The organism is Pseudoalteromonas sp. McH1-7, assembly GCF_013366255.1.
Classification (GTDB): domain Bacteria; phylum Pseudomonadota; class Gammaproteobacteria; order Enterobacterales; family Alteromonadaceae; genus Pseudoalteromonas; species Pseudoalteromonas peptidolytica.
In genome coordinates this window covers 1-21066 of the sequence record NZ_JABWPQ010000016.1, presented here as the reverse complement: position 1 = coordinate 21066, position 21066 = coordinate 1, and the positions used below count along the sequence as shown (strand labels likewise).

The 21066-nt window shown below is 43.6% G+C and carries 21 protein-coding genes; 14 read left to right on the top strand and 7 right to left on the bottom strand.

The window, feature by feature from the left end:
• Positions 1-205: 205 nt before the first annotated feature.
• The 6 genes from HUZ36_RS12490 (at position 206) to HUZ36_RS12465 (ending at position 7292) form a co-directional block, all read left to right on the top strand.
• On the top strand, positions 206-2095 hold the full coding sequence (locus HUZ36_RS12490) for a transglycosylase SLT domain-containing protein (RefSeq protein WP_176033023.1): 1890 nt from the start codon (positions 206-208) through the stop codon (positions 2093-2095).
• A gap of 93 nt (positions 2096-2188) precedes the next feature.
• Positions 2189-3511, top strand: a complete 1323-nt coding sequence (gene pepQ, locus HUZ36_RS12485; protein ID WP_128732401.1) for a Xaa-Pro dipeptidase — start codon at positions 2189-2191, stop codon at positions 3509-3511.
• A gap of 67 nt (positions 3512-3578) precedes the next feature.
• Positions 3579-4196 (top strand): YigZ family protein, encoded by a 618-nt coding sequence (locus HUZ36_RS12480; RefSeq protein ID WP_147390599.1) that lies wholly within the window; start codon positions 3579-3581, stop codon positions 4194-4196.
• A gap of 62 nt (positions 4197-4258) precedes the next feature.
• Positions 4259-5710, top strand: coding sequence for a TrkH family potassium uptake protein (locus tag HUZ36_RS12475; RefSeq protein ID WP_125253675.1), 1452 nt, complete (start codon positions 4259-4261; stop codon positions 5708-5710).
• 140 nt (positions 5711-5850) lie between these two features.
• Positions 5851-6387: a hypothetical protein gene (locus HUZ36_RS12470; RefSeq protein ID WP_241651711.1), complete on the top strand. Its 537-nt coding sequence runs from the start codon at positions 5851-5853 to the stop codon at positions 6385-6387.
• 221 nt (positions 6388-6608) lie between these two features.
• Complete coding sequence (locus tag HUZ36_RS12465; RefSeq protein WP_176033022.1) at positions 6609-7292, top strand: PilZ domain-containing protein; 684 nt, start codon at positions 6609-6611, stop codon at positions 7290-7292.
• 11 nt (positions 7293-7303) lie between these two features.
• Here HUZ36_RS12465 and trkA read toward each other — a convergent pair whose 3' ends face one another.
• From trkA to def, 4 genes are read right to left on the bottom strand one after another with little or no spacing between them, the layout of a single operon-like run.
• A complete protein-coding gene (gene trkA, locus HUZ36_RS12460; protein ID WP_125253677.1) occupies positions 7304-8680 on the bottom strand; it encodes a Trk system potassium transporter TrkA in 1377 nt (458 codons plus the stop codon).
• A gap of 20 nt (positions 8681-8700) precedes the next feature.
• On the bottom strand, positions 8701-9984 hold the full coding sequence (gene rsmB, locus HUZ36_RS12455; protein WP_176033021.1) for a 16S rRNA (cytosine(967)-C(5))-methyltransferase RsmB: 1284 nt from the start codon (positions 9982-9984) through the stop codon (positions 8701-8703).
• The gene (gene fmt / locus HUZ36_RS12450) at positions 9981-10928 is read right to left on the bottom strand and encodes a methionyl-tRNA formyltransferase (protein WP_176033020.1); all 948 of its coding nucleotides are present in this window, start codon (positions 10926-10928) and stop codon (positions 9981-9983) included. The genes rsmB and fmt overlap by 4 nt, the downstream gene beginning before the upstream one ends.
• Before the next feature lie 33 nt (positions 10929-10961).
• Entirely contained in the window at positions 10962-11474 is a 513-nt protein-coding gene (def, locus tag HUZ36_RS12445; RefSeq protein WP_125253680.1) for a peptide deformylase, read from the bottom strand.
• 127 nt (positions 11475-11601) lie between these two features.
• On the opposite strand from def, the gene HUZ36_RS12440 reads away from it, so the two are divergent.
• The 6 genes from HUZ36_RS12440 (at position 11602) to hemF (ending at position 16915) form a co-directional block, all read left to right on the top strand.
• Complete coding sequence (locus HUZ36_RS12440; protein ID WP_128732397.1) at positions 11602-12741, top strand: LysM peptidoglycan-binding domain-containing protein; 1140 nt, start codon at positions 11602-11604, stop codon at positions 12739-12741.
• Positions 12742-12787: 46 nt separating this feature from the next.
• Positions 12788-13870, top strand: coding sequence for a DNA-processing protein DprA (gene dprA / locus HUZ36_RS12435; protein ID WP_176033019.1), 1083 nt, complete (start codon positions 12788-12790; stop codon positions 13868-13870).
• A 4-nt stretch (positions 13871-13874) separates the two neighbouring features.
• Positions 13875-14348, top strand: coding sequence for a DUF494 family protein (locus HUZ36_RS12430; protein WP_125253683.1), 474 nt, complete (start codon positions 13875-13877; stop codon positions 14346-14348).
• A gap of 509 nt (positions 14349-14857) precedes the next feature.
• Entirely contained in the window at positions 14858-15424 is a 567-nt protein-coding gene (locus HUZ36_RS12425; RefSeq protein ID WP_125253684.1) for a DNA topoisomerase family protein, read from the top strand.
• Positions 15421-15999, top strand: coding sequence for an L-threonylcarbamoyladenylate synthase (locus HUZ36_RS12420; RefSeq protein WP_128732405.1), 579 nt, complete (start codon positions 15421-15423; stop codon positions 15997-15999). The genes HUZ36_RS12425 and HUZ36_RS12420 overlap by 4 nt, the downstream gene beginning before the upstream one ends.
• Positions 16000-16003: 4 nt before the next feature.
• Complete coding sequence (gene hemF, locus HUZ36_RS12415) at positions 16004-16915, top strand: oxygen-dependent coproporphyrinogen oxidase (protein WP_125253685.1); 912 nt, start codon at positions 16004-16006, stop codon at positions 16913-16915.
• Positions 16916-16994: 79 nt separating this feature from the next.
• Here hemF and HUZ36_RS12410 read toward each other — a convergent pair whose 3' ends face one another.
• Both HUZ36_RS12410 and HUZ36_RS12405 read right to left on the bottom strand, forming a co-directional pair.
• Positions 16995-18602 carry a methyl-accepting chemotaxis protein gene (locus tag HUZ36_RS12410; RefSeq protein WP_125253686.1) on the bottom strand — a complete coding sequence of 536 codons (1608 nt, stop codon included), beginning with the start codon at positions 18600-18602 and terminating at the stop codon, positions 16995-16997.
• Between the two features lie 105 nt (positions 18603-18707).
• Positions 18708-19157 (bottom strand): group II truncated hemoglobin, encoded by a 450-nt coding sequence (locus tag HUZ36_RS12405; protein ID WP_176033017.1) that lies wholly within the window; start codon positions 19155-19157, stop codon positions 18708-18710.
• 28 nt (positions 19158-19185) lie between these two features.
• On the opposite strand from HUZ36_RS12405, the gene aroE reads away from it, so the two are divergent.
• Both aroE and HUZ36_RS12395 read left to right on the top strand, forming a co-directional pair.
• The gene (gene aroE / locus HUZ36_RS12400; protein WP_147391423.1) at positions 19186-19998 is read left to right on the top strand and encodes a shikimate dehydrogenase; all 813 of its coding nucleotides are present in this window, start codon (positions 19186-19188) and stop codon (positions 19996-19998) included.
• A 2-nt stretch (positions 19999-20000) separates the two neighbouring features.
• Positions 20001-20234, top strand: coding sequence for a DUF1488 family protein (locus HUZ36_RS12395; protein ID WP_125253689.1), 234 nt, complete (start codon positions 20001-20003; stop codon positions 20232-20234).
• Here HUZ36_RS12395 and HUZ36_RS12390 read toward each other — a convergent pair.
• Complete coding sequence (locus HUZ36_RS12390) at positions 20220-20765, bottom strand: gamma carbonic anhydrase family protein (RefSeq protein WP_147391422.1); 546 nt, start codon at positions 20763-20765, stop codon at positions 20220-20222. The genes HUZ36_RS12395 and HUZ36_RS12390 overlap by 15 nt on opposite strands.
• Positions 20766-21066: the final 301 nt, after the last annotated feature.

Genomic DNA, 21066 nt, shown 5'->3' with positions numbered 1-21066 from the left:
TGAAAAATTTACCGCACATTTACTGAAATACCTGAGTCGGTTTGCTATGGTGGCTTAACACACCGCGTATTATGTGTAGTTTGCGAGCTGAACCGCAAATTACAAGCCAAAGTAGCCGTTGTTTTACGCCGCCTTTAGATAAGCATACTTTGGCTGTATTTCAATTTCGGTGTGAATTGTTTTTAGCAGATTGAAAAGGGTTTGCATGACACATTGGTTACGTCGCCTAGCTGTGGGCAGTTTATGTTTCGTAAGCTGTCTTGGTGCAGCTCAGAGCACTCATGATGAATTTAAACAGGCTGAGCGTATTGCTTGGTCTGGCAACTATAACAATTTTACAGCAGCCATAGCGCAGCTTGACCATCCGCTTAAGCCTTATGTGGAAATGGCATTTTATCAGCGCCATCCTAGGTTGAAATATCAACAAGAAATCCAGCACTTTCTAACTATATACGAGCACACACCACTCGAGTGGCCGGTGCGTTCGGCTTGGTTGGAGTATCTAAAGCGACACAAAAAGAAAGCGCGCTTTATCGAGTTTTACCGAGAGACAAGTGATGTGGAGCTGAAGTGTACTTATTTGTCTTATCAGCTTGATTTAGGTGCACCGAAAAAAGCAATCTTAGATCAAGTTGCCGATATTTGGACTGTTGGAAAATCCCAGCCAAGAGCATGCGATGGGCTTTTTAGGGCGTGGCAAAAAGCCGGGTATAGAACCTCAGAGCGGGTGTGGCAGCGAGTTTCTAATGCTGCACAGTCAGGGCAAACATCCCTGTTGGACTATCTTCAAAAGTTACTACCAAAGCACGAAGCCTACTTAGCCCAGCTATATAAAACGGTACGTCAAGACCCTAGTGCGGCGGCGGGCTTGTACCGCTTTAAAAAGCGCACCGTAAAAGAGTCTGAAATAGCGGTATACGGTGTCCGCAGACTGATTTGGCGCGATCCTGACTTGGCGCTGCGAGCATGGCAGAAAATGCAAAACATGTTCAGTTTCTCGCAGCAACAAAAAGACAGTGTGGCATATCGCTTTGCATTGGCGCTGGCGTCAAAAGGTCACAAAGACGCACGGTTTTGGTTGAATAAGGTGCCAAAGTCACTACAGGATAAAAAGCTCTTGCAATGGCTGATGAGCAATTTGCTAAAAGAGCAGGACTGGGAAGGTATTTCGGCGTTATTTGTGGGCCATGAGCAACTCAGTAACGCACAGCAATATTGGTTGGCTTTTAGCTTGTCAAAGCGAGGAAATATTGCTGGCGCAAATGTGATTTGGCAGCAACTTGCCAAGGAGCGTGATTACTACGGATTTTTAGCCGCTGCGCGATTGGGTTTACCCGTATCTTTAAATGAGCTGCCGCTAGAAATTGACGCTGCTATTGTTGATCAAGTATCTCAAGCGCCAGGGTTTAAACGTGCTAAAGCGTTGTATGAGTTAGAACGTTATACTCAAGCGCGAAGAGAGTGGAACTACTTAACCAATACCTCAAGTAAAGATGAAAAGCTCGCAGCATCTGTATTGGCTGCCGAGTTCGATTGGTATGACAGCACCATTTTTACGCTAGCCCAAATCAAAGCTTGGGATTATGTGGATTTACGCTTCCCGATGGCATTTAAAGACCTATTTTCAAAGTACAGTAAACGCCATCGCGTTGACCTTGCTTGGAGTATTGCGATTGCGCGTCGAGAGAGTTCCTTTGCACCTGACGCTCGCTCTAGCGCCGATGCCCATGGCTTAATGCAGTTACTTCCAAGTACGGCAAAGTACGTTAACAACCGTAAACGCGTGACAAAAAAGCGGCTTTATCAACCTGCAACCAATATCCGCCTTGGGACTAGTTATTTGGAGTACTTAAAGCGTAAAAATGCCGGTAATGAGATTTTAGCAACCGCATCTTATAACGCAGGCTACCACCGAATAAAACGTTGGTTACCTTCAGAGGCTATGCCTGCTGAGCTGTGGATAGAGCTAATTCCGTATAAAGAAACACGAGATTACGTGAAAAATGTGATGGCATATCGACAGGTGTATCACACTCGCCTTGGTCGAGATGGCAATATCTTAGCTGATATTTTAGAGATGAAAATTGTGAAGTAACCGCACATGGCTGGTATTAGACTCAGTTCGTCGTTTTTAGGTAACAGCTATGATAGACTCGAAAGCATGTGAATTTTTGAAAATGGGTAACCCATGGATAAGTTAGCAAATTTATACGCAGAGCATATTGCCACTTTGCAACAGCGTACAAAAACGATAGTAGACAGAGAAGGACTAGATGGGCTTGTGATCCACTCTGGTCAAGCTAAGCGTCAGTTCCTTGATGATATGTACTATCCGTTTAAAGTTAACCCACAATTTAAAGCTTGGTTACCTGTTATTGATAACCCGCATTGCTGGATTGTGGTTAACGGCAATGATAAACCTAAGCTTATCTTCTATCGTCCGGTTGATTTTTGGCACAAAGTGCCAGATGAGCCAAGAGACTTCTGGGCTGAGTATTTTGATATTCAGCTCTTAGTTAAGCCGGACCAAGTTGAGCAGTTATTGCCTTACGACAAAGCAAATTATGCCTACATCGGTGAGTATTTAGAAGTTGCACAAGCGCTAGGCTTTACTCAGGTGAACCCTGAGCCGGTAATGAACTTTCTACATTATCATCGTGCCTATAAAACCCAATACGAAATGGCATGTTTACGTGAAGCAAGTCGCCTAGGTGTGCTAGGTCATGTGGCTGCACGAGAAGCGTTTTTTGCTGGTGGCTCTGAATTTGAAATCCAACAAGCGTATCTCAATGCGACTCAACACATGGAAAACGATACACCTTACGGTAATATCGTCGCACTGAATGAAAACTGTGCCATCTTGCACTATACCCATTTTGAGCGTAAAGCGCCGAGTCAGCATTTATCGTTTTTGATTGATGCAGGAGCTAACTACAATGGCTATGCCTCTGACATTACGCGAACCTATGATTTCGCTAAGCAAGGTGAATTTGCCGAGTTGGTGAAAGTCATGAACGATCACCAAATTGAGTTGGGTAAAGCATTACAACCGGGCAAACTATACGGTGAGCTGCATATCGATTGTCATCATCGTGTGGCGCAAGTACTTAGTGACTTTGATATTGTTAAGCTAGATGCACAAGCGATAGTTGAAAAAGGCATTACATCAACATTCTTCCCTCATGGTCTCGGTCACCACATAGGTCTACAGGTACACGATATGGGCGGGTTTATGGCGGATGAAGCGGGCACGCATCAAGCGCCACCCGAAGGTCACCCATTCTTGCGCTGTACCCGTAAAATTGAAGCAAATCAAGTATTCACCATTGAACCTGGCCTATACTTCATTGATTCATTATTAGAAGATTTGGCGCAAACAAACAACAAACAGTACATTAATTGGGATAAAATTGATGCGCTGAAACCATATGGTGGTATCCGTATTGAGGACAACATCATTGTTCATGAAGATAGGCTAGAAAATATGACCAGAGATCTCGGTCTAGAGTGATCTGCTAGCGAGTACTAACTATCAGTATATTTGGGAGCCAATTGGCTCCCTTTTAGTTTGGAGCAGTATGTCAGAATATTTCATCCCCAGTGAAACAATTAGTCATCACGAAGAAATAAAGAAAAGCGCGTTTATTGTCCATTTGGCGCATACCCCAACTATTGAGGATGCCAAAGCATTTATTAAACACATCAATGAGCAGTATCCAGATGCGCGTCACAACTGTTGGGCGCACATTGCTGGGGCACCAGGAGGAAGTCATATATTAGGTTTTTCTGATGATGGCGAGCCAAATGGCACTGCGGGTAAGCCAATGCTAAATGTTTTGTTGGGTTCTGGCCTTGGAGAAATAACGGCAGTAACCACACGATATTTTGGTGGTATCAAGCTAGGCACAGGCGGTTTAGTAAGGGCATATGGTGGAACCCTCAATAATGCTTTGGCTATACTCAAAACAAGCAAAAAAGTACCTGCTTCTATCATTGTTGGCCAGAGTGATTACCATCTTCAGGGGGTGATAGAGCAGTTGTTACAAAGCCAATTTACGGTGCTACACAGTGATAAAACGTATGGTGCCAATATTGCGTGGCAGCTTTCTGTCGATAGTCGACAGACACAACAAATTATTGATGCTATTTATGAATTAACCAATGGTGTTGTATTATTTAAACACCTCAAGGAGTAGGCTCTACTTCTTTACATTTACTCATTAACCTCTGGTTAAATAACAAAAGTGCAGCGTACAAAATGCAATTTCGTACCATAATAAAAATTCTCGGACAATTAGTTGCCCTGTTTAGTATCACTATGGTGCCACCGGCCATTGTCTCTTTGATATACAAAGATGGTGGTGGTGTACCTTTCGTCCTAGCGTTCATCTTTAGTGTGTTAATGGGACTGTTCGCGTACTATCCAAATCGCAAGGAAAACGGCGACCTTAAGGCCAGAGAAGGGTTCTTAATCGTTGTATTGTTCTGGTTAGTACTGGGAACATTCGCGTCCTTACCTCTCATTTTCCTCGATAAACCGAATCTTTCACTTGCAGATGCCGTTTTTGAAGCCTTTTCTGGGCTAACCACAACGGGGGCAACAGTACTGACAGGTATTGAGCACTTGCCAAAATCTGTACTCTTTTATCGTCAGCAATTGCAGTGGCTAGGCGGTATGGGGATCATTGTTTTAGCGGTGGCTGTACTGCCTATGCTTGGTGTTGGTGGTATGCAGTTGTATCGAGCCGAAACGCCAGGGCCCGTAAAAGACTCTAAAATGACACCGAGAATAGCCGATACTGCAAAGCATTTGTGGTATATCTATGTTTCACTCACAGCGGCTTGTACAGTTTCCTATTGGCTTGCAGGAATGAACTGGTTTGATGCTATCTGTCATGCTTTTGCTACTATAGCGATAGGCGGCTTTTCAACCTATGATGCTTCTATTGGTTACTTTGATAACCCTCTAATTAATGTTATTTGTGTGATCTTCTTGTTGATTGCTGCAATTAACTTTTCATTGCATTACGCTGCGGTCTCAAGCCGCAACATCAAGGTCTACCTGCGAGATCCGGAGTTTAAAGTTTTTCTATTTATTCAACTCGCACTTGTGGTGATCTGCTTTGCGGTATTGTCATCAAATAATGTTTATGAAACGGGCGACGAAACTTTGGATCAGGCACTTTTTCAAGCTGTGTCAATTAGTACTACCGCAGGGTTTGCCACTGATAGCTTTTCAAGTTGGCCTTTGTTTCTTCCTATTCTGCTGATTTTTTCAAGCTTTATTGGTGGGTGTGCAGGCTCTACGGGAGGTGGCATGAAAGTGGTGCGAGTCTTCTTACTCTATTTACAAGGGATCCGTGAGCTGAACCGCTTGGTTCACCCAAGGGCTATTTACTCAATTAAACTGGGCCGTAAAGCCCTACCAGATAAAGTCGTCGAAGCCGTATGGGGATTCTTTTCCGCTTATGCGCTGGTTTTTGTCATTATTATGGTCGCATTACTTGGTACTGGTCTGGATAATATCACCGCCTTTTCTGCAACGGCTGCTTGTCTAAATAACCTCGGTCCCGGCCTTGGCGAGGTGGCAGCGCATTACGGTGATATTAGCGATTCTGCAAAGTGGATACTGACCTTAGCGATGGTATTTGGTCGATTAGAGATATTTACATTATTGGTGTTGTTTACACCTACCTTCTGGCGTGGATAGCCGACAAATAACGATGGGCTTGTACTGACAACGCCCATCTCACCTTATACCCACACCAAGTGTTTTTGCCTTACGATTTCATCCTTAAGAAAGAAAAAGTTAATAAAAATACTAAAAACTCGGATTTTCGGGGTTTTCAAATGTCAGTATTTTTACAACGATTTAACTTTGAGGTGACGACTTTGCTTGCCACACGCTTTTCAGATAAAGGGTTTAGAGTCATTGAAGGATTTGCCGCAAGCCATGAGCAAGGTTCTGGAATGCAGCTGATAGAACGAAGCGTAACACAGTTAAACAACCTGATAAGGGATATTGGTTATTTATTACAAGCGGAGCAAGACTTACCAACGGCTCCCAAGGCATATGACTTATATCATCAAATTGGTTGTGAAAGTGGTGCTCGGTTTGTTGTACAAGTTGTGTCTGAAAATGAGCTTTGGCAAAAGCGTCAAATACCCGCAATACTCGATACAATTGCGCCAAATCATACTGGTTGTTTGTTTCAACATGACGTATCCGGGATTTTATTCGTCGCAAAACGTAATAGTGAGCCAATGATGCTTTTTATTGAAGCTGAAGAATTGGCGATGCCACAAAGTTCGCTTGAGATCCAAAGCAGGATGATGACATTAAGAGACGGTGCAATGATGTTAAAAAGCCATTTTTTGATTAAGTGACCTAAGTTTGCTTTTAACACTTGTGCTGTCGCCTTGACCATAAAATGGATTTTATTGGCAAGTGCGGTGAAAGAGAGGCTACATCAATTAAGGTCAAATGATAGCTGAGAGCATTGATGGCGAACGTGTTGTAATTCACCTTAATTCAGTTTTAAATGACCCTTCGCTAAAACTGCTACAATACAAAAGCAGTAGAGTTAAACTCAGGAAGGGTTAGGATCATGTTAAGAACTCGAGAGGTTGGGCAGGAAAGTTTGCTCACAGCCATCAGCGCAGGCAGTCTCGTTGATATAGAAATTTGCTTACCGGCGAGCAGTAAAAGAATAAAAACAGAATATGTCGGTCTGCTCCAAGGAGCATTTTTAATTCTAAACCATCCCAACCCTAAGCGATTAGGCGCGGCGCTGGACTTTGTTATGGAAGGAACCACTGTCATTGTTAGAGCATTGCTCGAAAATGGTGATGGTCAGGTTATTGCTTTCAGATCGCAGATTAAGGCGGTTTCAGTCCATCCCGCGCGGCTTATTTTCCTCTATCCCCCGGAAAAGATTCAAACTTACAAGCTACGTGCGCAAAGTCGCGTACCAACGCTTATTCCTGCTCACTTTCAACACAGTAATAAAAACGAAGTAGGTGTCATCAAAGATATTTCCCTATCAGGGTTACAGCTTGATTTAACGTCAGCTGATATGCCTGATTTGCAAGAAGGTGCAAAATGTAGCGTACTGATTGAGGGCAAAGAAGGAAACCAAATTACCTTAGAGGGTGATGTGCGAAAGATACGCCAACATGATGATATTTTGTCTTTGGGTATTCACCTGACTTCGGAGCCAGGCGTGATCCGTGGTGTGTTAAAGGATTACCTGATAGATTTATCGATTTTTCAAGATCACCGCGATACGTAAACTATGGCGCTTTACACAAATAAAGCGCTGACCTGAAAGAGCTTCTCTACGACACCAATTTGTTTTTTATCGATTAAGAACATGATCACGTGGTCGCCAGATAGAATAATGGTGTCGTCATGTGCAATGAGTACATCTTCATCGCGTACGATTGCGCCTATCGTTGCGCCAGGGGGTAGCTTAATATCTCGAACCGTACGACCAACGACCTTAGAGGTGTTTTCGTCACCATGTGCTACAGCTTCAATTGCCTCTGCTGCGCCTTTGCGCAGTGAATAAACATTTACGATATCACCACGACGTACGTGTGTGAGTAGCGCTGAAATGGTGGCTTGCTGTGGTGAGATTGCAATATCAATATCACCCCCTTGAACGAGGTCGACGTAGGCACCACGTTGGATCAGCGCCATGGTTTTTTGTACTCCCATACGTTTAGCCAGCATCGCGGCCATGATATTGGCTTCATCATCATTGGTTACGGCAATAAAGACATCGACTTGCTCGATATGCTCTTCTGAAAGTAACTCTTGATCAGAGGCGTCACCACAAAACACCACAGTATTATCTAGGGTTTCAGACAGCTGGGTAGCACGCGCTTGATTACGCTCAATCAATTTAACACTATGATTCTTATCTAGTGAGCTTGCCAACCCAGCGCCGATGTTACCACCACCGGCTATCATTATTTTTTTATAGGAACGTTCAAGCTTTTGTAGCTCATTCATTACTGCCCGAATATGCTTGGTAGCGGCAATAAAGAACACTTCATCATCGGCTTCGATCACTGTTGTGCCTAGCGGTTTGATGGCTTTCCCTTGGCGATAAATTGCAGCAACCCGAGTATCGACGTTAGGAATGTGTTCCTTCAGGGCAGAGAGTGCATAGCCTACAAGTAAGCCTCCGTAATATGCTTTTACGGCAACAAGGGAGAGCATACCTTCGGCAAATTGGAGTACTTGTAGGGCACCCGGATAATCAATCAGGCGACGGATATATTGCGTGACCAGCTGTTCGGGAGCAATATAGTGGTCGACTGGTAAATCATCGTTATGAAAAAGCTTTTCTCTATACTTTAAATATTGCTCGGAGCGGATCCGAGCAATTTTCGTTGGCGTATTAAAAATACTGTAAGCAACCTGACACGCTATCATATTCACTTCATCTGAGCTGGTTACTGCGATGATCATATCTGCGTCTTCAGCTCCAGCCTGACGCAAGATATCGGGGTGTGCACTGTGTCCCGTCACGCCCTGTAAATCATATTTATCTTGTAGCTCTCTTAAGCGCTCGCCGTCGATATCAACAACGGTAATTTCGTTTTCTTCACCGACAAGGTTTTCTGCCAGTGTTCCGCCGACTTGTCCGGCACCTAAGATAATGATTTTCATATGTATTGCGTCGAGTTATATTATTTTTTTATCAACTTAGCATAATAAAACCCATCGCTCAGTCCGGGTAATAATTGCAAGCCTGGTTGTGCTTTGGTGTCTGCATCATGTAAAGGAACAAGCTCAGCATCAGGTGTCGCAGAAAGAAAGCGTGCGATCTGTTGCTGGTTTTCTTGTGGTAATACCGAGCAGGTTGCATAAACTAGTGTGCCACCGGGCTTGAGTAATGGCCAGATTTTATCAATAATTTGTGCCTGTAACGTCACCAAGTTATCAATGTCAGAAGCTCGCCTCAGCCATTTGATGTCCGGGTGTCGTCTAATAACACCAGTAGCTGAACAAGGTACATCCAACAAGATACGATCATATAATTCGCCGTCCCACCAGGCTTCAGGGTCACTAGCATCGCCCTCAAGGCATTTGGCCGACAATCCGATCCGTTCAAGGTTTTGCTCCACACGTGCTAAGCGTGCGCCATCAGCATCAATTGCGGTCACTTTAGCGTCAGCTAACTCTAAAATATGGCAAGTCTTACCACCAGGGGCGGCACAAGCATCAAGAATATTTTCACCTTTTCGTGGAGATAATAATCTTGCTGCTTTTTGAGCTGCAGCATCTTGCACTGAGCAAGCGCCAGTGGCAAATTGTGGTAAGGCATAGACATCAATTGGACTATCAAGCAGTATGCCGTCTGGGTATTCACCATGAAGCTGATAGGCGACACCCGCCTGGTCTAACATAGCTGCATAATCTGAGGTGGAAAACTGTGATTGGTTAACACGCAGCCACATTGGTGCCTGTTGTTGATTCGCTTCTAAAATAGTCTGCCACTGAGTGGGGTAAGCTGCTTTTAGTTGATTAATAAACCAGCCTGGGTGGTTGTATAAGCAAGCTGGGATCTCGGTAGCACTGGTTTCTAGCTCGACTTGATGGCGCTGGAAGTTACGTAAAATCGCATTAACCAAGCCTTTCATGCCAGGCGCTCTAAGCGGCGTTAATGCGTTTACTGTCTCAGCAACCGCGGCGTGAGCAGGGACACGCATATGTTGAAGTTGGTAAATACCCACATACAACAAAAACTGGAAAACACGTCGCTTACCTTTTAGGGGCTGATCTAACAGTTGCTGGCAGTAATGCTCTAAAGACGGTAAATATCTCAACACGCCATAGCAAATCTGTTGTAGCAAAGCTCTATCTTTACCGTCTAACTGGCTGGTGGCAAGTGGCAATTGCGCACTTAACGATGCACCTTTATCGACAACTTGAAACAGGGTTTGGGCAGCGAGTGCGCGAACATTACTCACGCTTCACCAACCTTAGCGCCAATTGCTACCCAATCAGCTCGACCATTTAAAAAGTCTTGTGCAGACATTGGCTTCTTTCCTTGAGGCTGCAAGGTGTGGATCTCTAATGCCTGTGTGCCACAGGCAATAACGATACCGTGCTTATCTGCGCGAAGTACGTGTCCTGCATCACCTTGTTCGTCAACAACCTTTGCCTGCCAAATTTTGACACTGTTACCTGCCATGCTGGTAAAGCAAACCGGCCATGAATTAAATGCGCGGATGTTACGTTCAATTTGCTCAGCGTCCATTTGCCAATCAATGTTAGCTTCTTCTTTGCTCAGCTTCTTAGCATAATTGGCTAGCGTATCGTCTTGCTTTTCTGGCGTGATCTCACCAGCAGACAAGCGTGCTAGCGTCTCGATAAGCGCATCGGGGCCGAGCAGCGCAAGTTTGTTGTATAAATCGGCACTCGTATCTGTTGCGGTTATAGGGCAGCGAGCAATATGTAGCATATCGCCAGTATCTAGACCTTCGTCCATTTGCATTATCGTCACACCGGTTTCACTGTCTCCAGCCCAAACGGCGCGTTGGATTGGAGCGGCTCCTCGCCATCTTGGTAAGATCGAACCATGTACATTAAGACAGCCTAGTCGAGGTGTATCTAAAATAGCCTTCGGAAGCAGCACACCATAGGCAACAACAATCATGACGTCGGCATTTAATGCCGCAAGTTCAGCCTGTGCCTCTGGTGTTTTAAGCGATTGTGGTTGCAATACTGGAAGGTCATGTTTTTGTGCTAACACTTTTACTTCACACGCTTTTAGCTTTTTACCACGCCCAGCAGGGCGATCTGGTGGACAGTATACTGCCACAACGTCATGGTGTGATTGAATAAGAGCGTCAAGGTGGCGCGCTGCAAAATCAGGCGTGCCTGCGAAAACGATACGCAAAGGATTACTCACGAAATACCCTAAAGTCAGTTAGTTGGTAATGGATTAGGCTTGCTTTGCAGCGAGCTTAGCTTCTTTTTCGAGCTTCTTACGAATACGATTACGCTTGAGTGGCGATAGGTAATCGATAAATAGCTTACCAACTAAGTGGTCTAATTCATGTTGAATGCACACGGCTAGTAAGCCTTCGGCGTCTATTTCATACGTTTCGCCTTGCTCATTCATTGCTTTCACTGTGACTGTTTCAGCACGGTCTACTTTTGCGTATGAATATGGCACCGATAGGCAGCCTTCTTCGCTCACGGTAGACCCATCGCGCTTGATAATTTCTGGGTTAATTAATACGCGCGGTTCATCGCGCTCTTCTGAAACGTCAATAACAACAATGCGTTGATGAATGTTCACTTGCGTAGCCGCAAGGCCGATACCATTCTCATCGTACATAGTTTCCAACATATCTTTAACGATTTGTCGTACTTCGTCATTAACCTCTGCTACTGGTTTTGCAACGGTACGCAAACGTTCATCTGGAAACTTTAAAACTTCTAATATGGCCATGATTACCCTAAATCAATTAATCGTGTAAGCTGATGTAAGCTAGTGTATGGTCTTATTTTAGCCATTCAAGTTCCCCTTTAACAGGTTTTGATGGATAATAAGCAAAAATAACCACAAGGAAGCCATCATGAAATATCCGATTGCTGCAATAATGATCGCTAGTTGTACTGTTTTTTCAGTAAAAGCAGAGCCCTTGACAGTGAAAGCTGATGCACCGCAACATTATGTGGTGAAAAAAGGCGATACTTTGTGGGATATTTCTAAAATGTACCTGCGCTCCCCATGGAAGTGGAAGCAGCTATGGCAGTGGAATCCAAATATTGCAAATCCTGATTTAATCTATCCTGGTGATAATCTTAAGTTGCAGTACGATGCACACGGAAATCCAATGTTGATATTGGATAAAGGGATAAAAAAGCTCTCTCCACATGTGCGTGTTATCAACCAAAAGTCGACGGCAATTCCAACTTTACCTCTACCAATGATGGAGCCTTTTTTGCGGTTTGAGCAAACTCTGTCTGAATCCAAGTTTGCCCAAAGCCCTATTGTATTAGGTGCCGACCGAAATGTGAAAAATGCGTCGCCTGGTCACCTACTTTATGTCAAAGCGGATTTAGTCAAAGGCGGTCATTATGCTATCTATAGGCGCGGTGATACATATCGGGCATTGGATAGTAATGAAACGCTAGGTTTAGAAGCTGTGCTAGTAGGAAGTGGTCATGTTGTTGAACAGGGTAATATGAAAGCCGGAAGACCAGCTAAGCTTCATCTCGAAGTGGCTAAACAAGAAGTACGAGCTGGTGATATTGTTTTGCCTATCGCCAGTGGGCAAAGCTATCCCGCGCAGTTTTCAATGGCCCGTCCAAAACAACAGACAAGTGGCCGTATTATTGCGAGTGACAATAAGCTTAGAGAGTTTAGTACCATGAGTGTTGTGGTGCTTGATGTTGGCAGCAAAGCGCAGCTTAAAGAGGGCAACGTGCTTGATATTGTTAGACAATCGCCTACAGTTATAGAAAGTCAACATGGACCTCGCTACATTGAAGATGCGTCTCGACTCGACAAAATGATCACCCAAATGGGGTCTTGGTTTGGTGAGGAAAATGATGACAGTAGCATCGTATGGCATATGCCCAAAGAAAAGGTAGGAGAAGTTATGGTCTTTAAAGTTTATGAAGACCTCAGCTACGCCATGGTTGTGGCGACTTCCGAACCAATAAGAGTCGGTGACTACGTACAAGCGTTCAAGGAAATGGCTGACAATTAGCAGCTCAACTTCTCCTTGAATGAAGCAATAAACTCAAGGAGAGAGTATGAAATATTCGGAACAAAGTTGTGTTCTGGCACTGGCTTTATGCCAAGGTCTTGGCGTAAAAACGGTGCTTGCTTTACTGAAAAAGTTGTCACTTAATGAGCTGTTTACCCTAGATAAACCTGAACTGTGTGCCTTAGGACTCAGTGAGCAAGTGGCGAATAACTTGCTTCATACGGATTGGTCAAAAATAGACAGTATTAGCACGTTTTGTCAAAACCAGCAGATCCATATCCTCACTATATTTTCTTCCACTTACCCAACTCAACTAAAAGAAATTTGTAACCCGCCGATTGTACTTTTTTGTAAAGGTAACGTCTCATTACTAGCGCAACCACAAGTCGCAGTGGTTGGTAGTCGTAGCTCTACTCGAACGGGACTTGAATTGGCGAGTAAATTTGCAAATGGGCTGAGTCGCTCCGGTCTGGTTGTAACCTCTGGCATGGCCAGAGGAATTGATGGTGCAGCACATCAAGGTGCTCTTGATGCTGGTGGGAGCACAATTGCCGTGCTTGGTACTGGGGTTAATGTGGTTTATCCCAAGCGTCATCAACGACTCTACGATGATATTGTTCAGCGTGGTCTGGTTATCAGTGAGTTTTTGCCTAACACCTCCGCGAACAGTACACACTTCCCGCGGAGAAATCGCATAATCTCTGGACTTGCTTTGGGTGTACTACTTGTTGAAGCTGAGATAAAAAGCGGCTCGTTAATTACCGCACGCTATGCACTGGAGCAAAATAAAGAAGTGTTTGCGATCCCAGGTTCAATTAAAAACCGATTAAGTAGCGGTTGTCATTATTTGATAAAGCAAGGGGCCAAGCTTACCGAGAATATTGAGGATATTTTGGAAGAAGTGAGCTTTTTTTGTGAAAACAGTCTATATAGTATAGAAATAGATAGGCAAAAAGAGGAACTGTGTCCTGTATTAGAAAACCTTGGCTTTGAAGTGACTTCCGTTGACACTTTAACGCAAAGGACCCAGTGGCCAGTAGAGCAGGTGGTTGCCAGACTACTGGACCTAGAACTCGAAGATAAAGTAGAGCGTGTATTAGACGGCTACATAAAACTCGCGAGGGGTTAAGAAGATGTTTGATATTCTAATGTATTTATTTGAGAACTATATTCATAGTGAAGCAGAAATTTTTGTCGAACAAAATGAACTGACCGATGAACTCCTTCGCGCAGGCTTCAATCAAGGTGAAATATATAAAGCGCTTGATTGGTTAGAGCAGCTTGCAGATTTACAACACAGTGATGAATACCCCTACTTAAATGCCAAGCCCGACCATGCCACACGTATTTACACGGATAGCGAGTGTAATATGCTAGATGTAGAGAGCAGAGGCTTTTTGATGTTTGTAGAACAAGTTGGTGTGATTGACAGTACAACCAGAGAGATGGTGATGGATAGGTTGTTTGCTCTGGACAAAACCTACATCAGCTTGGATGACCTTAAGTGGGTTATCTTGATGGTACTATTTAATGTACCAGGTAAAGAGCATGCTTATGCGCAAATGGAGGATCTTATTTTTACAGAGCCTGCATCAGTTGTGCATTAACAGAGTAATCGAACGGTTTTACTCTACCATGACAAGCAGAGGTCGTTGGATGTGCTTTAAGTGCAATGACGACCACAACCACCTATTTTGCCTGAGCCTTAGATAATTGGTATAGCTCATGTCTTTCACGCAGCTCGTTTTAGCACTAGCGACTTAGGACTTAAAAATAGTGAGTTTACTCAACTTGAACTCAGAATAATAACTTGTTCTCTAGTCGCTGTTGTCCCTTACTACTGCGTTAGATTTGTTCGTAATAGGCTAGTTACTGACGCACAAACAACGCACAAATTTGCCAGGTATTAGGAAATAACTTCTGACTAGCGTGATATTGCGCTTCTTGAGCTTAGGTATTTTTGTTGATACCGCGAGTTCAAGTTTACTCAGTTTTTACTCAGTTATTGTCCAAATCCTAAGATATTTATTCAAAGCGATTTGTTATCATTTCCTTGACCCCAAAACCAAGGTGATTATATTAAGCGCATACTTGCACAAAGGGCGGTAATAGAGCCATGAGTAAAATTGATCATGCGTTATTCAATGCAAAGAAGCATGCGTTAGAAAAAGAATATGAAGTATGCCCCGACTGTGGCTCCGAGCTGGTGATAAAAAACAGTAAAAAGGGGCCATTTATTGGCTGTGCTAGCTATCCTACCTGTGAATATATCAGGCCTTTGGCGCATCATGATAGCCATGTTATTAAAGTACTTGAAGGTGTAGCTTGCCCCGAATGTAGTAGAGATTTAGTCATAAAAAATGGTCGCTACGGCATGTTCATTGGTTGTACCGGTTATCCTGAGTGCCATTATATTGGGCATGAGGATGCGTCTGACTCGCAGGAATTACCAGATTGTCCTAAGTGTAAAAAAGGGAAGCTAACACAGCGAAAAAATAAGTTTGGTAAACACTTCTATAGTTGTAATAGTTATCCAAGTTGCAAATATACTTTGAATGCTAAGCCTATCGAGCATGCTTGCCCTGATTGCCATTGGCCGGTGCTGGTGGAGAAAACCAGAGCTGGTAAAGCTGTGTTACAATGCCCGCAGAAGTCATGTCAATCGATAGTGGAAATACCGTGAAAAATGACGATAAAGCGGAAGCTTCGATAATAACCTCGCCCGAATCAGCATTGCAAGCTGGTGAGGTGATCTGTTATCCCACCGAAGCTATTTTCGGATTGGGGTGTGATCCTGATAACGAAGAGGCCGTAGCTAAACTGCTGGAGATTAAATCGCGACCAATAGCAAAAGGTTTAATCTTAATTGCAGATAACTACGGTCAGTGTTTAGCCTATGTGGATGATAACAAAATTCCAATGGATAAACGCGCTGAGATATTTTCAGCATGGCCTGGCGCTATTACCTGGTTACTCCCTGCGAAACCAGAGACACCGCATTGGTTAACTGGTGGCCACGATACTATCGCGGTGCGTGTGACCGATCACCCTATTGTTAAACAAATCTGTCAGCGCTTTGGTAAGCCGATTGTTTCTACTAGCGCCAATATTACAGGTGAAACACCGGTAGCCTCTTTGCTGCACGCGCGCAAGCAGTTTGGCAATCAAATAGGCTATTATGTTGACGGTGAATTAGGCGCAAACCGTTCCCCAAGTGTAATTAAACATGCCATAACAGGCGCTGTTATCCGAGGATAAAACCATGAGTAAAGTAAACTTAGAGACTGTAAAAGCCTTTTTACTACAATTACAAGATAACATCTGCAAAGGCTTAGAGGCTGCTGATGGTAAGGCTCAGTTTGTTGAAGACGCCTGGGAGCGTGCAGAAGGAGGTGGTGGTCGTACCCGTGTCATCCGCGATGGTAATGTGATTGAACAAGGTGGGGTAAATTATTCGCATGTTTTTGGGGCGTCTATGCCTGCATCTGCCACCGCTCATCGGCCTGAGTTGGCAGGAAGAAGCTTCCACGCTTGTGGCGTATCCTTGGTTATCCACCCCAAAAATCCACATATTCCCACAAGCCATGCCAATGTGCGCTTTTTCATTGCAGAAAAAGAGGGTGAGGAGCCTATTTGGTGGTTTGGTGGCGGCTTTGATTTAACACCGTTTTATCCAGTATTAGAGGATGTGAAGCACTGGCACCAAGTGGCAAAAGACGTGTGTACACCATTTGGTGACGAGGTATATGGTGATTATAAGAAGTGGTGTGATGAATATTTCTATTTAAAGCATCGCGATGAAACGCGAGGTGTGGGCGGTCTATTTTTTGATGACCTCAATCAGTGGGGTTTTGAAAAAAGTTTTGCCTTTATGCAAGCGGTGGGCAGTGGGTTTCTTGATGCTTATCTGCCAATTATTGAAAAGCGTAAAGATACGCCTTATACCGAACAAGAGCGTCAATTCCAGTTATATCGTCGCGGTCGTTATGTCGAGTTTAATTTGGTGTGGGATAGAGGCACATTGTTTGGCTTGCAGACCGGTGGTCGCACCGAATCTATTCTCATGTCAATGCCACCGTTGGCGCGTTGGGAATATGATTTTCAACCCGAGGCTGGCTCTAACGAAGCAAAGTTGTATGAGTACCTCACCCCAAAGAACTGGTTATCAATGTGATAAAAAGGAGCCTAGGCTCCTTTTTATTTATCTAATCTGATGTTTGAAGAAGAGAATAGCTATCCAAACATCAGGTCCCCTAACTTAATTTAAACCCACGTACTTGGTCATCAAGGTTACGTGCGAGTGTGAGTAGCTCTTCGCTGATCTGTTTGGAACCATGGGCGTCAACAAGTGAGCGTTCAGCATTATCACTGATAGCCACGACACTACGATTTATCTCCTCCGCAGCTAAATTTTGCTGTTCTGTCGCATCTGCAATTTGTAGATTAAGAGCATTAATCTCGTGCATTTGCGTCGAAATATCTTTTAATGCTTGTGCGACTTTTTTCACTTGATTGGCACGATCATCCGCTTCTTCACAAGAAGCACTCATCGCTGCTACTGTTTGTTGCGCTTCAGACTGTAGCTTGTCTATGGTGCGCTTAATTTCATCTGTTGAGTCGTGGGTACGAGTTGCCAACGTTCTAACTTCGTCAGCCACGACGGCAAATCCTCGACCAGCTTCTCCTGCGCGAGCGGCTTCTATCGCTGCATTGAGTGCTAGAAGGTTGGTTTGTTCCGCAATGCTACTGATCACTTCTAAAACTTTACCCACTTCTAATGTCTGCGCTTGTAATTGAGAAACTTGCTCAGCGGCTTGTCGCACATCTTGCGCTAACTGGTTAATACTTTGCTCTGTGTGATTAGCAACAGCCATACTCTCTTCTGCAAGGTGATTGCTGCTATCAGATTTTTCTGATGCAAAGTGAGTGGTGTTCTTTACTTCGCTGGAGGAGCTTTCTAATTCATTAATTGCTGCAGCAACAGAGTCGGTTCCTTGCTTTTGCTCTTGAATTGCAAGTTCAGTGGTTTCTGCTGACGCATAAATAGATTCAGCGGAATGGATCAGTATTTTGGATGAATGAGATAACTGAGAGATATTATCTTTAAAGCTATCCATCATTTTATTGAAATTAGTCGCTAAACGTCCTAATTCATCATCAACATTATCGTCAATTCTCAACGATAAATCTTTATTCGTTGTCGCCAAGCGCATGGTACGGCCAAGCGTTTTTAATCTTAAAATGAAGAGCTTTCTGAACAGCACGCCTAAAATGACAAAAGTGGTGATAAATATACCTGACAACAAGGCCGTACTTAGCCAAGTATTGTTATGCACAGTATTATCAATATCAGCAAGTGAGTAGCTTATTCTTACTGCCCCGAGCACATCTCCTTCTTTTGCTTGATGACACCCTAAACAGTTTGTCCCTTTGTAATTCTCCATCGCTACCATTGGCTTGAGGTATGTCATGATGCGATTGCCATCACGTTGTTCAATGACGAGTGTTTCTTTGCCATCAAGTGCATCAAGCTCCACTTGTGAGTTTGGTGCTTGATTTGGGTTACCCGGTCCATACAGCTTATTCACAAGTTCTGCGCGAATAATGTGGGCATCTTCAATATTTGGGTGATTACGAATTTTATCACTAAGGATCTCGCGATTAGCCATGGTGCCCGTCAGCATCATGGTATTGATCGAGTCAAAGTAATTGTCAGCTAACAGCCTTATATTACTTTCGACGGTTTCTTCAGCGAGAGTTTTTTGTTGACTACTACTACTGAGAATACTAGCAATGAGGACGAGTACGCCAGTCACTGCCAGTAACGCATAAATTTTATGTTGAATAGATTTCACACGCATCGCACCTGTTCACAATTAGAACAGTGATTATGCGTCTCTACTCAAGAACAGGTTTTGACCTAGCGCAAAATTGCCGTGCAATTTAATATAACTGGTACTTTTTTATTAATCTTGATTAATCATATGTGTAGCGAGTTGCGCTAAGGATTGTCTTAGCCCCTCTCTTAATAATGGGTTACCAACCTCTAAGTCTAACGCTTTATTCATGCAGTGCATCCATTGATCCCGTAAATCTTGGTCGATAGAAAAGGGCATATGGCGCATTCTTAAACGCGGATGACCGTATTTTTCTGTAAATAAATCTGGGCCACCGAGCCAACCCGAAAGAAACTCAAAGAATACTTGTCTTATCCGGTCTAGTGGTTGTGGGTGCATGTCGTAAAGCGGTTTTGCGTAGGGATCGGTTGCCATAATATCGTAGAAACGATTAGCAAGGTCTCGAGCACCTTGTTCTCCACCAATGATTTCATACGGGGTTTTTTCTGGGGATGGAGCACTATTTATTTGTTCGGTGGTTGCATCTTTATTGAAGATGCGTTTAATTAACTGTTTCATAATAACTCTTTCAAGGCGCTCTAAAACGATGGACAAATACGCGGTATTCGGTAATCCAATAAAGCATTCTAAATCGCCAGCAATCCATGCGCAATTCGCAAAACAAAGTCAGCAGCAATTAGAATACGAAGCTATTTTGGCACCAGTAGATGCTTTTGTTCAAACTGTATCGACATTCTTTGCTGAAGGTGGAAGCGGTGCAAATGTGACATTACCTTTCAAGGAGCAAGCATTTAGTTTTGCAAATACATTGACTGAGCGAGCCAAATTGGCAGGTGCTGTGAATACGCTGATCAAGCAAAAAGATGGCAAAGTTAAAGGCGACAATACCGATGGCGAAGGTCTTGTAAGAGATCTGATCAATCATCAAGTAAAGCTAGATAGTGCGACTATCTTATTGATAGGTGCAGGAGGCGCGGCCAAAGGATGTATCTATCCACTCCTGCAAGCTGGAGTGAAGCAGGTAGTAGTGAGCAATCGTACAGAATCAAAGGCAATACAGTTGGCTAAGCAATTTGCCACCTATGGGGATGTTAAAGGCTGTGGGCTAGATAGTATTCCTGATATTGGATTTGATATTGTGATTAATTCTACCTCTTCCAGTATTACAGGAGAGGTGCCTGCGATCTGCGCATCTGTTTTTACATCTTGTTTGGTTGCTTATGATATGTTTTACAGTGAGCAACAAACAAGTTTCTTAAACTGGGTCGCACAACATAACCAAGATACGCAATTAATCGATGGTATCGGTATGTTAGTAGAGCAAGCCGCTGAAGCATTTTATCAATGGCGAGGTGTACGACCTGATACATCAAAAACGTCCAAGCTGATTAGAGGTTGAATATGAATCAAGCAATACTGTTTAATGATGACATCAGTTATCAGCAAGGTGAGTTAACTTTTACAGCAATGGCCTGTGGGCAGCTGATCCGCTGTAAAATAACAACAGAGCTTGATCTGGAAGCTGCATTAGCGCACTTTGCTCAGCATCAATTTGATTATGAAATGCAGGCTGAGCAGTTAATTGAAGATGAAGCGTTTAATGAGGCAGGAGAGGTAAGCTTAGCTTTCCTCTAAATATTCATCTTTCAACTCCACATAATTTTGAGCAGACACTTTTAAAAATTGTAGCTCTTGTTCGGTGAGGGGTCTTGCTTGTTTTACCGGACTGCCGACATATAAAAAACCGGACTCAAGGTTCTTATTAGGCGGGACAAGTGCACCACCACCAATGATAACGTCATCTCCTACGGTGACGTTATCCATAATAATTGCACCCATACCCACGAGAATACGATTACCAAGTTTGCAACCATGCAGCATGACTTTATGACCAACAGTCACATCATCACCAATAATAAGCGGGTAACCGTCAGGTACTGAAGCGCTCTTTCTTGTTAAATGCAGTACGCTGCCGTCTTGAACATTGGTTCGTTTACCTATCTTGATGTAGTTAACATCGCCTCTGGCTGCAACCAATGGCCAAACGCTGCTGTCTTCGCCAACTTCTATATCGCCAACCAAAACGGATGACTCATCAATATAAACGCCTTGTGCTAAGCGTGGGGATTTACCTTTATAACTTCTAAGCATGCCTAGATTACTCATCTCTCGTGTCTTGTGTCACTAGTGTAGAGTGTTGAATTGTAAAACTCTAGTATGAAAAAACTGCAAAAAGATAAGTAAAAGTGTCAAAAATAGACGTTTCGCTTTATTTTTGCTCGAACAAACGTTTTTTCGCAATTTTCTTCAAAAAAAGGGTTGCACTTAAATCGGATCTCCCTATAATGCGCATCCACCGACACGGAGAGCAGCGCTGAAAAGCAACGAGTCAACGAGTCGGGAGTCAAATAAAACTTGAGTTTGAATACTTCGAAAGAAAATCAAAATTAAGTGTTGACAACAAATG

Coding starts and splice junctions, on each gene's coding strand:
- HUZ36_RS12490 (WP_176033023.1), top strand. CDS start 206: ATGACACATTGGTTACGTCGCCTAGCTGTGGGCAGTTTATGTTTCGTA.
- HUZ36_RS12390 (WP_147391422.1), bottom strand. CDS start 20,765: ATGAGTAATCTAGGCATGCTTAGAAGTTATAAAGGTAAATCCCCACGC.
- HUZ36_RS12425 (WP_125253684.1), top strand. CDS start 14,858: ATGAGTAAAATTGATCATGCGTTATTCAATGCAAAGAAGCATGCGTTA.
- HUZ36_RS12465 (WP_176033022.1), top strand. CDS start 6,609: ATGTTAAGAACTCGAGAGGTTGGGCAGGAAAGTTTGCTCACAGCCATC.
- HUZ36_RS12475 (WP_125253675.1), top strand. CDS start 4,259: ATGCAATTTCGTACCATAATAAAAATTCTCGGACAATTAGTTGCCCTG.
- dprA (WP_176033019.1), top strand. CDS start 12,788: ATGAAATATTCGGAACAAAGTTGTGTTCTGGCACTGGCTTTATGCCAA.
- trkA (WP_125253677.1), bottom strand. CDS start 8,680: ATGAAAATCATTATCTTAGGTGCCGGACAAGTCGGCGGAACACTGGCA.
- HUZ36_RS12430 (WP_125253683.1), top strand. CDS start 13,875: ATGTTTGATATTCTAATGTATTTATTTGAGAACTATATTCATAGTGAA.
- HUZ36_RS12480 (WP_147390599.1), top strand. CDS start 3,579: ATGTCAGAATATTTCATCCCCAGTGAAACAATTAGTCATCACGAAGAA.
- HUZ36_RS12395 (WP_125253689.1), top strand. CDS start 20,001: ATGAATCAAGCAATACTGTTTAATGATGACATCAGTTATCAGCAAGGT.
- HUZ36_RS12440 (WP_128732397.1), top strand. CDS start 11,602: ATGAAATATCCGATTGCTGCAATAATGATCGCTAGTTGTACTGTTTTT.
- HUZ36_RS12410 (WP_125253686.1), bottom strand. CDS start 18,602: ATGCGTGTGAAATCTATTCAACATAAAATTTATGCGTTACTGGCAGTG.
- hemF (WP_125253685.1), top strand. CDS start 16,004: ATGAGTAAAGTAAACTTAGAGACTGTAAAAGCCTTTTTACTACAATTA.
- def (WP_125253680.1), bottom strand. CDS start 11,474: ATGGCCATATTAGAAGTTTTAAAGTTTCCAGATGAACGTTTGCGTACC.
- HUZ36_RS12470 (WP_241651711.1), top strand. CDS start 5,851: ATGTCAGTATTTTTACAACGATTTAACTTTGAGGTGACGACTTTGCTT.
- aroE (WP_147391423.1), top strand. CDS start 19,186: ATGGACAAATACGCGGTATTCGGTAATCCAATAAAGCATTCTAAATCG.
- pepQ (WP_128732401.1), top strand. CDS start 2,189: ATGGATAAGTTAGCAAATTTATACGCAGAGCATATTGCCACTTTGCAA.
- HUZ36_RS12405 (WP_176033017.1), bottom strand. CDS start 19,157: ATGAAACAGTTAATTAAACGCATCTTCAATAAAGATGCAACCACCGAA.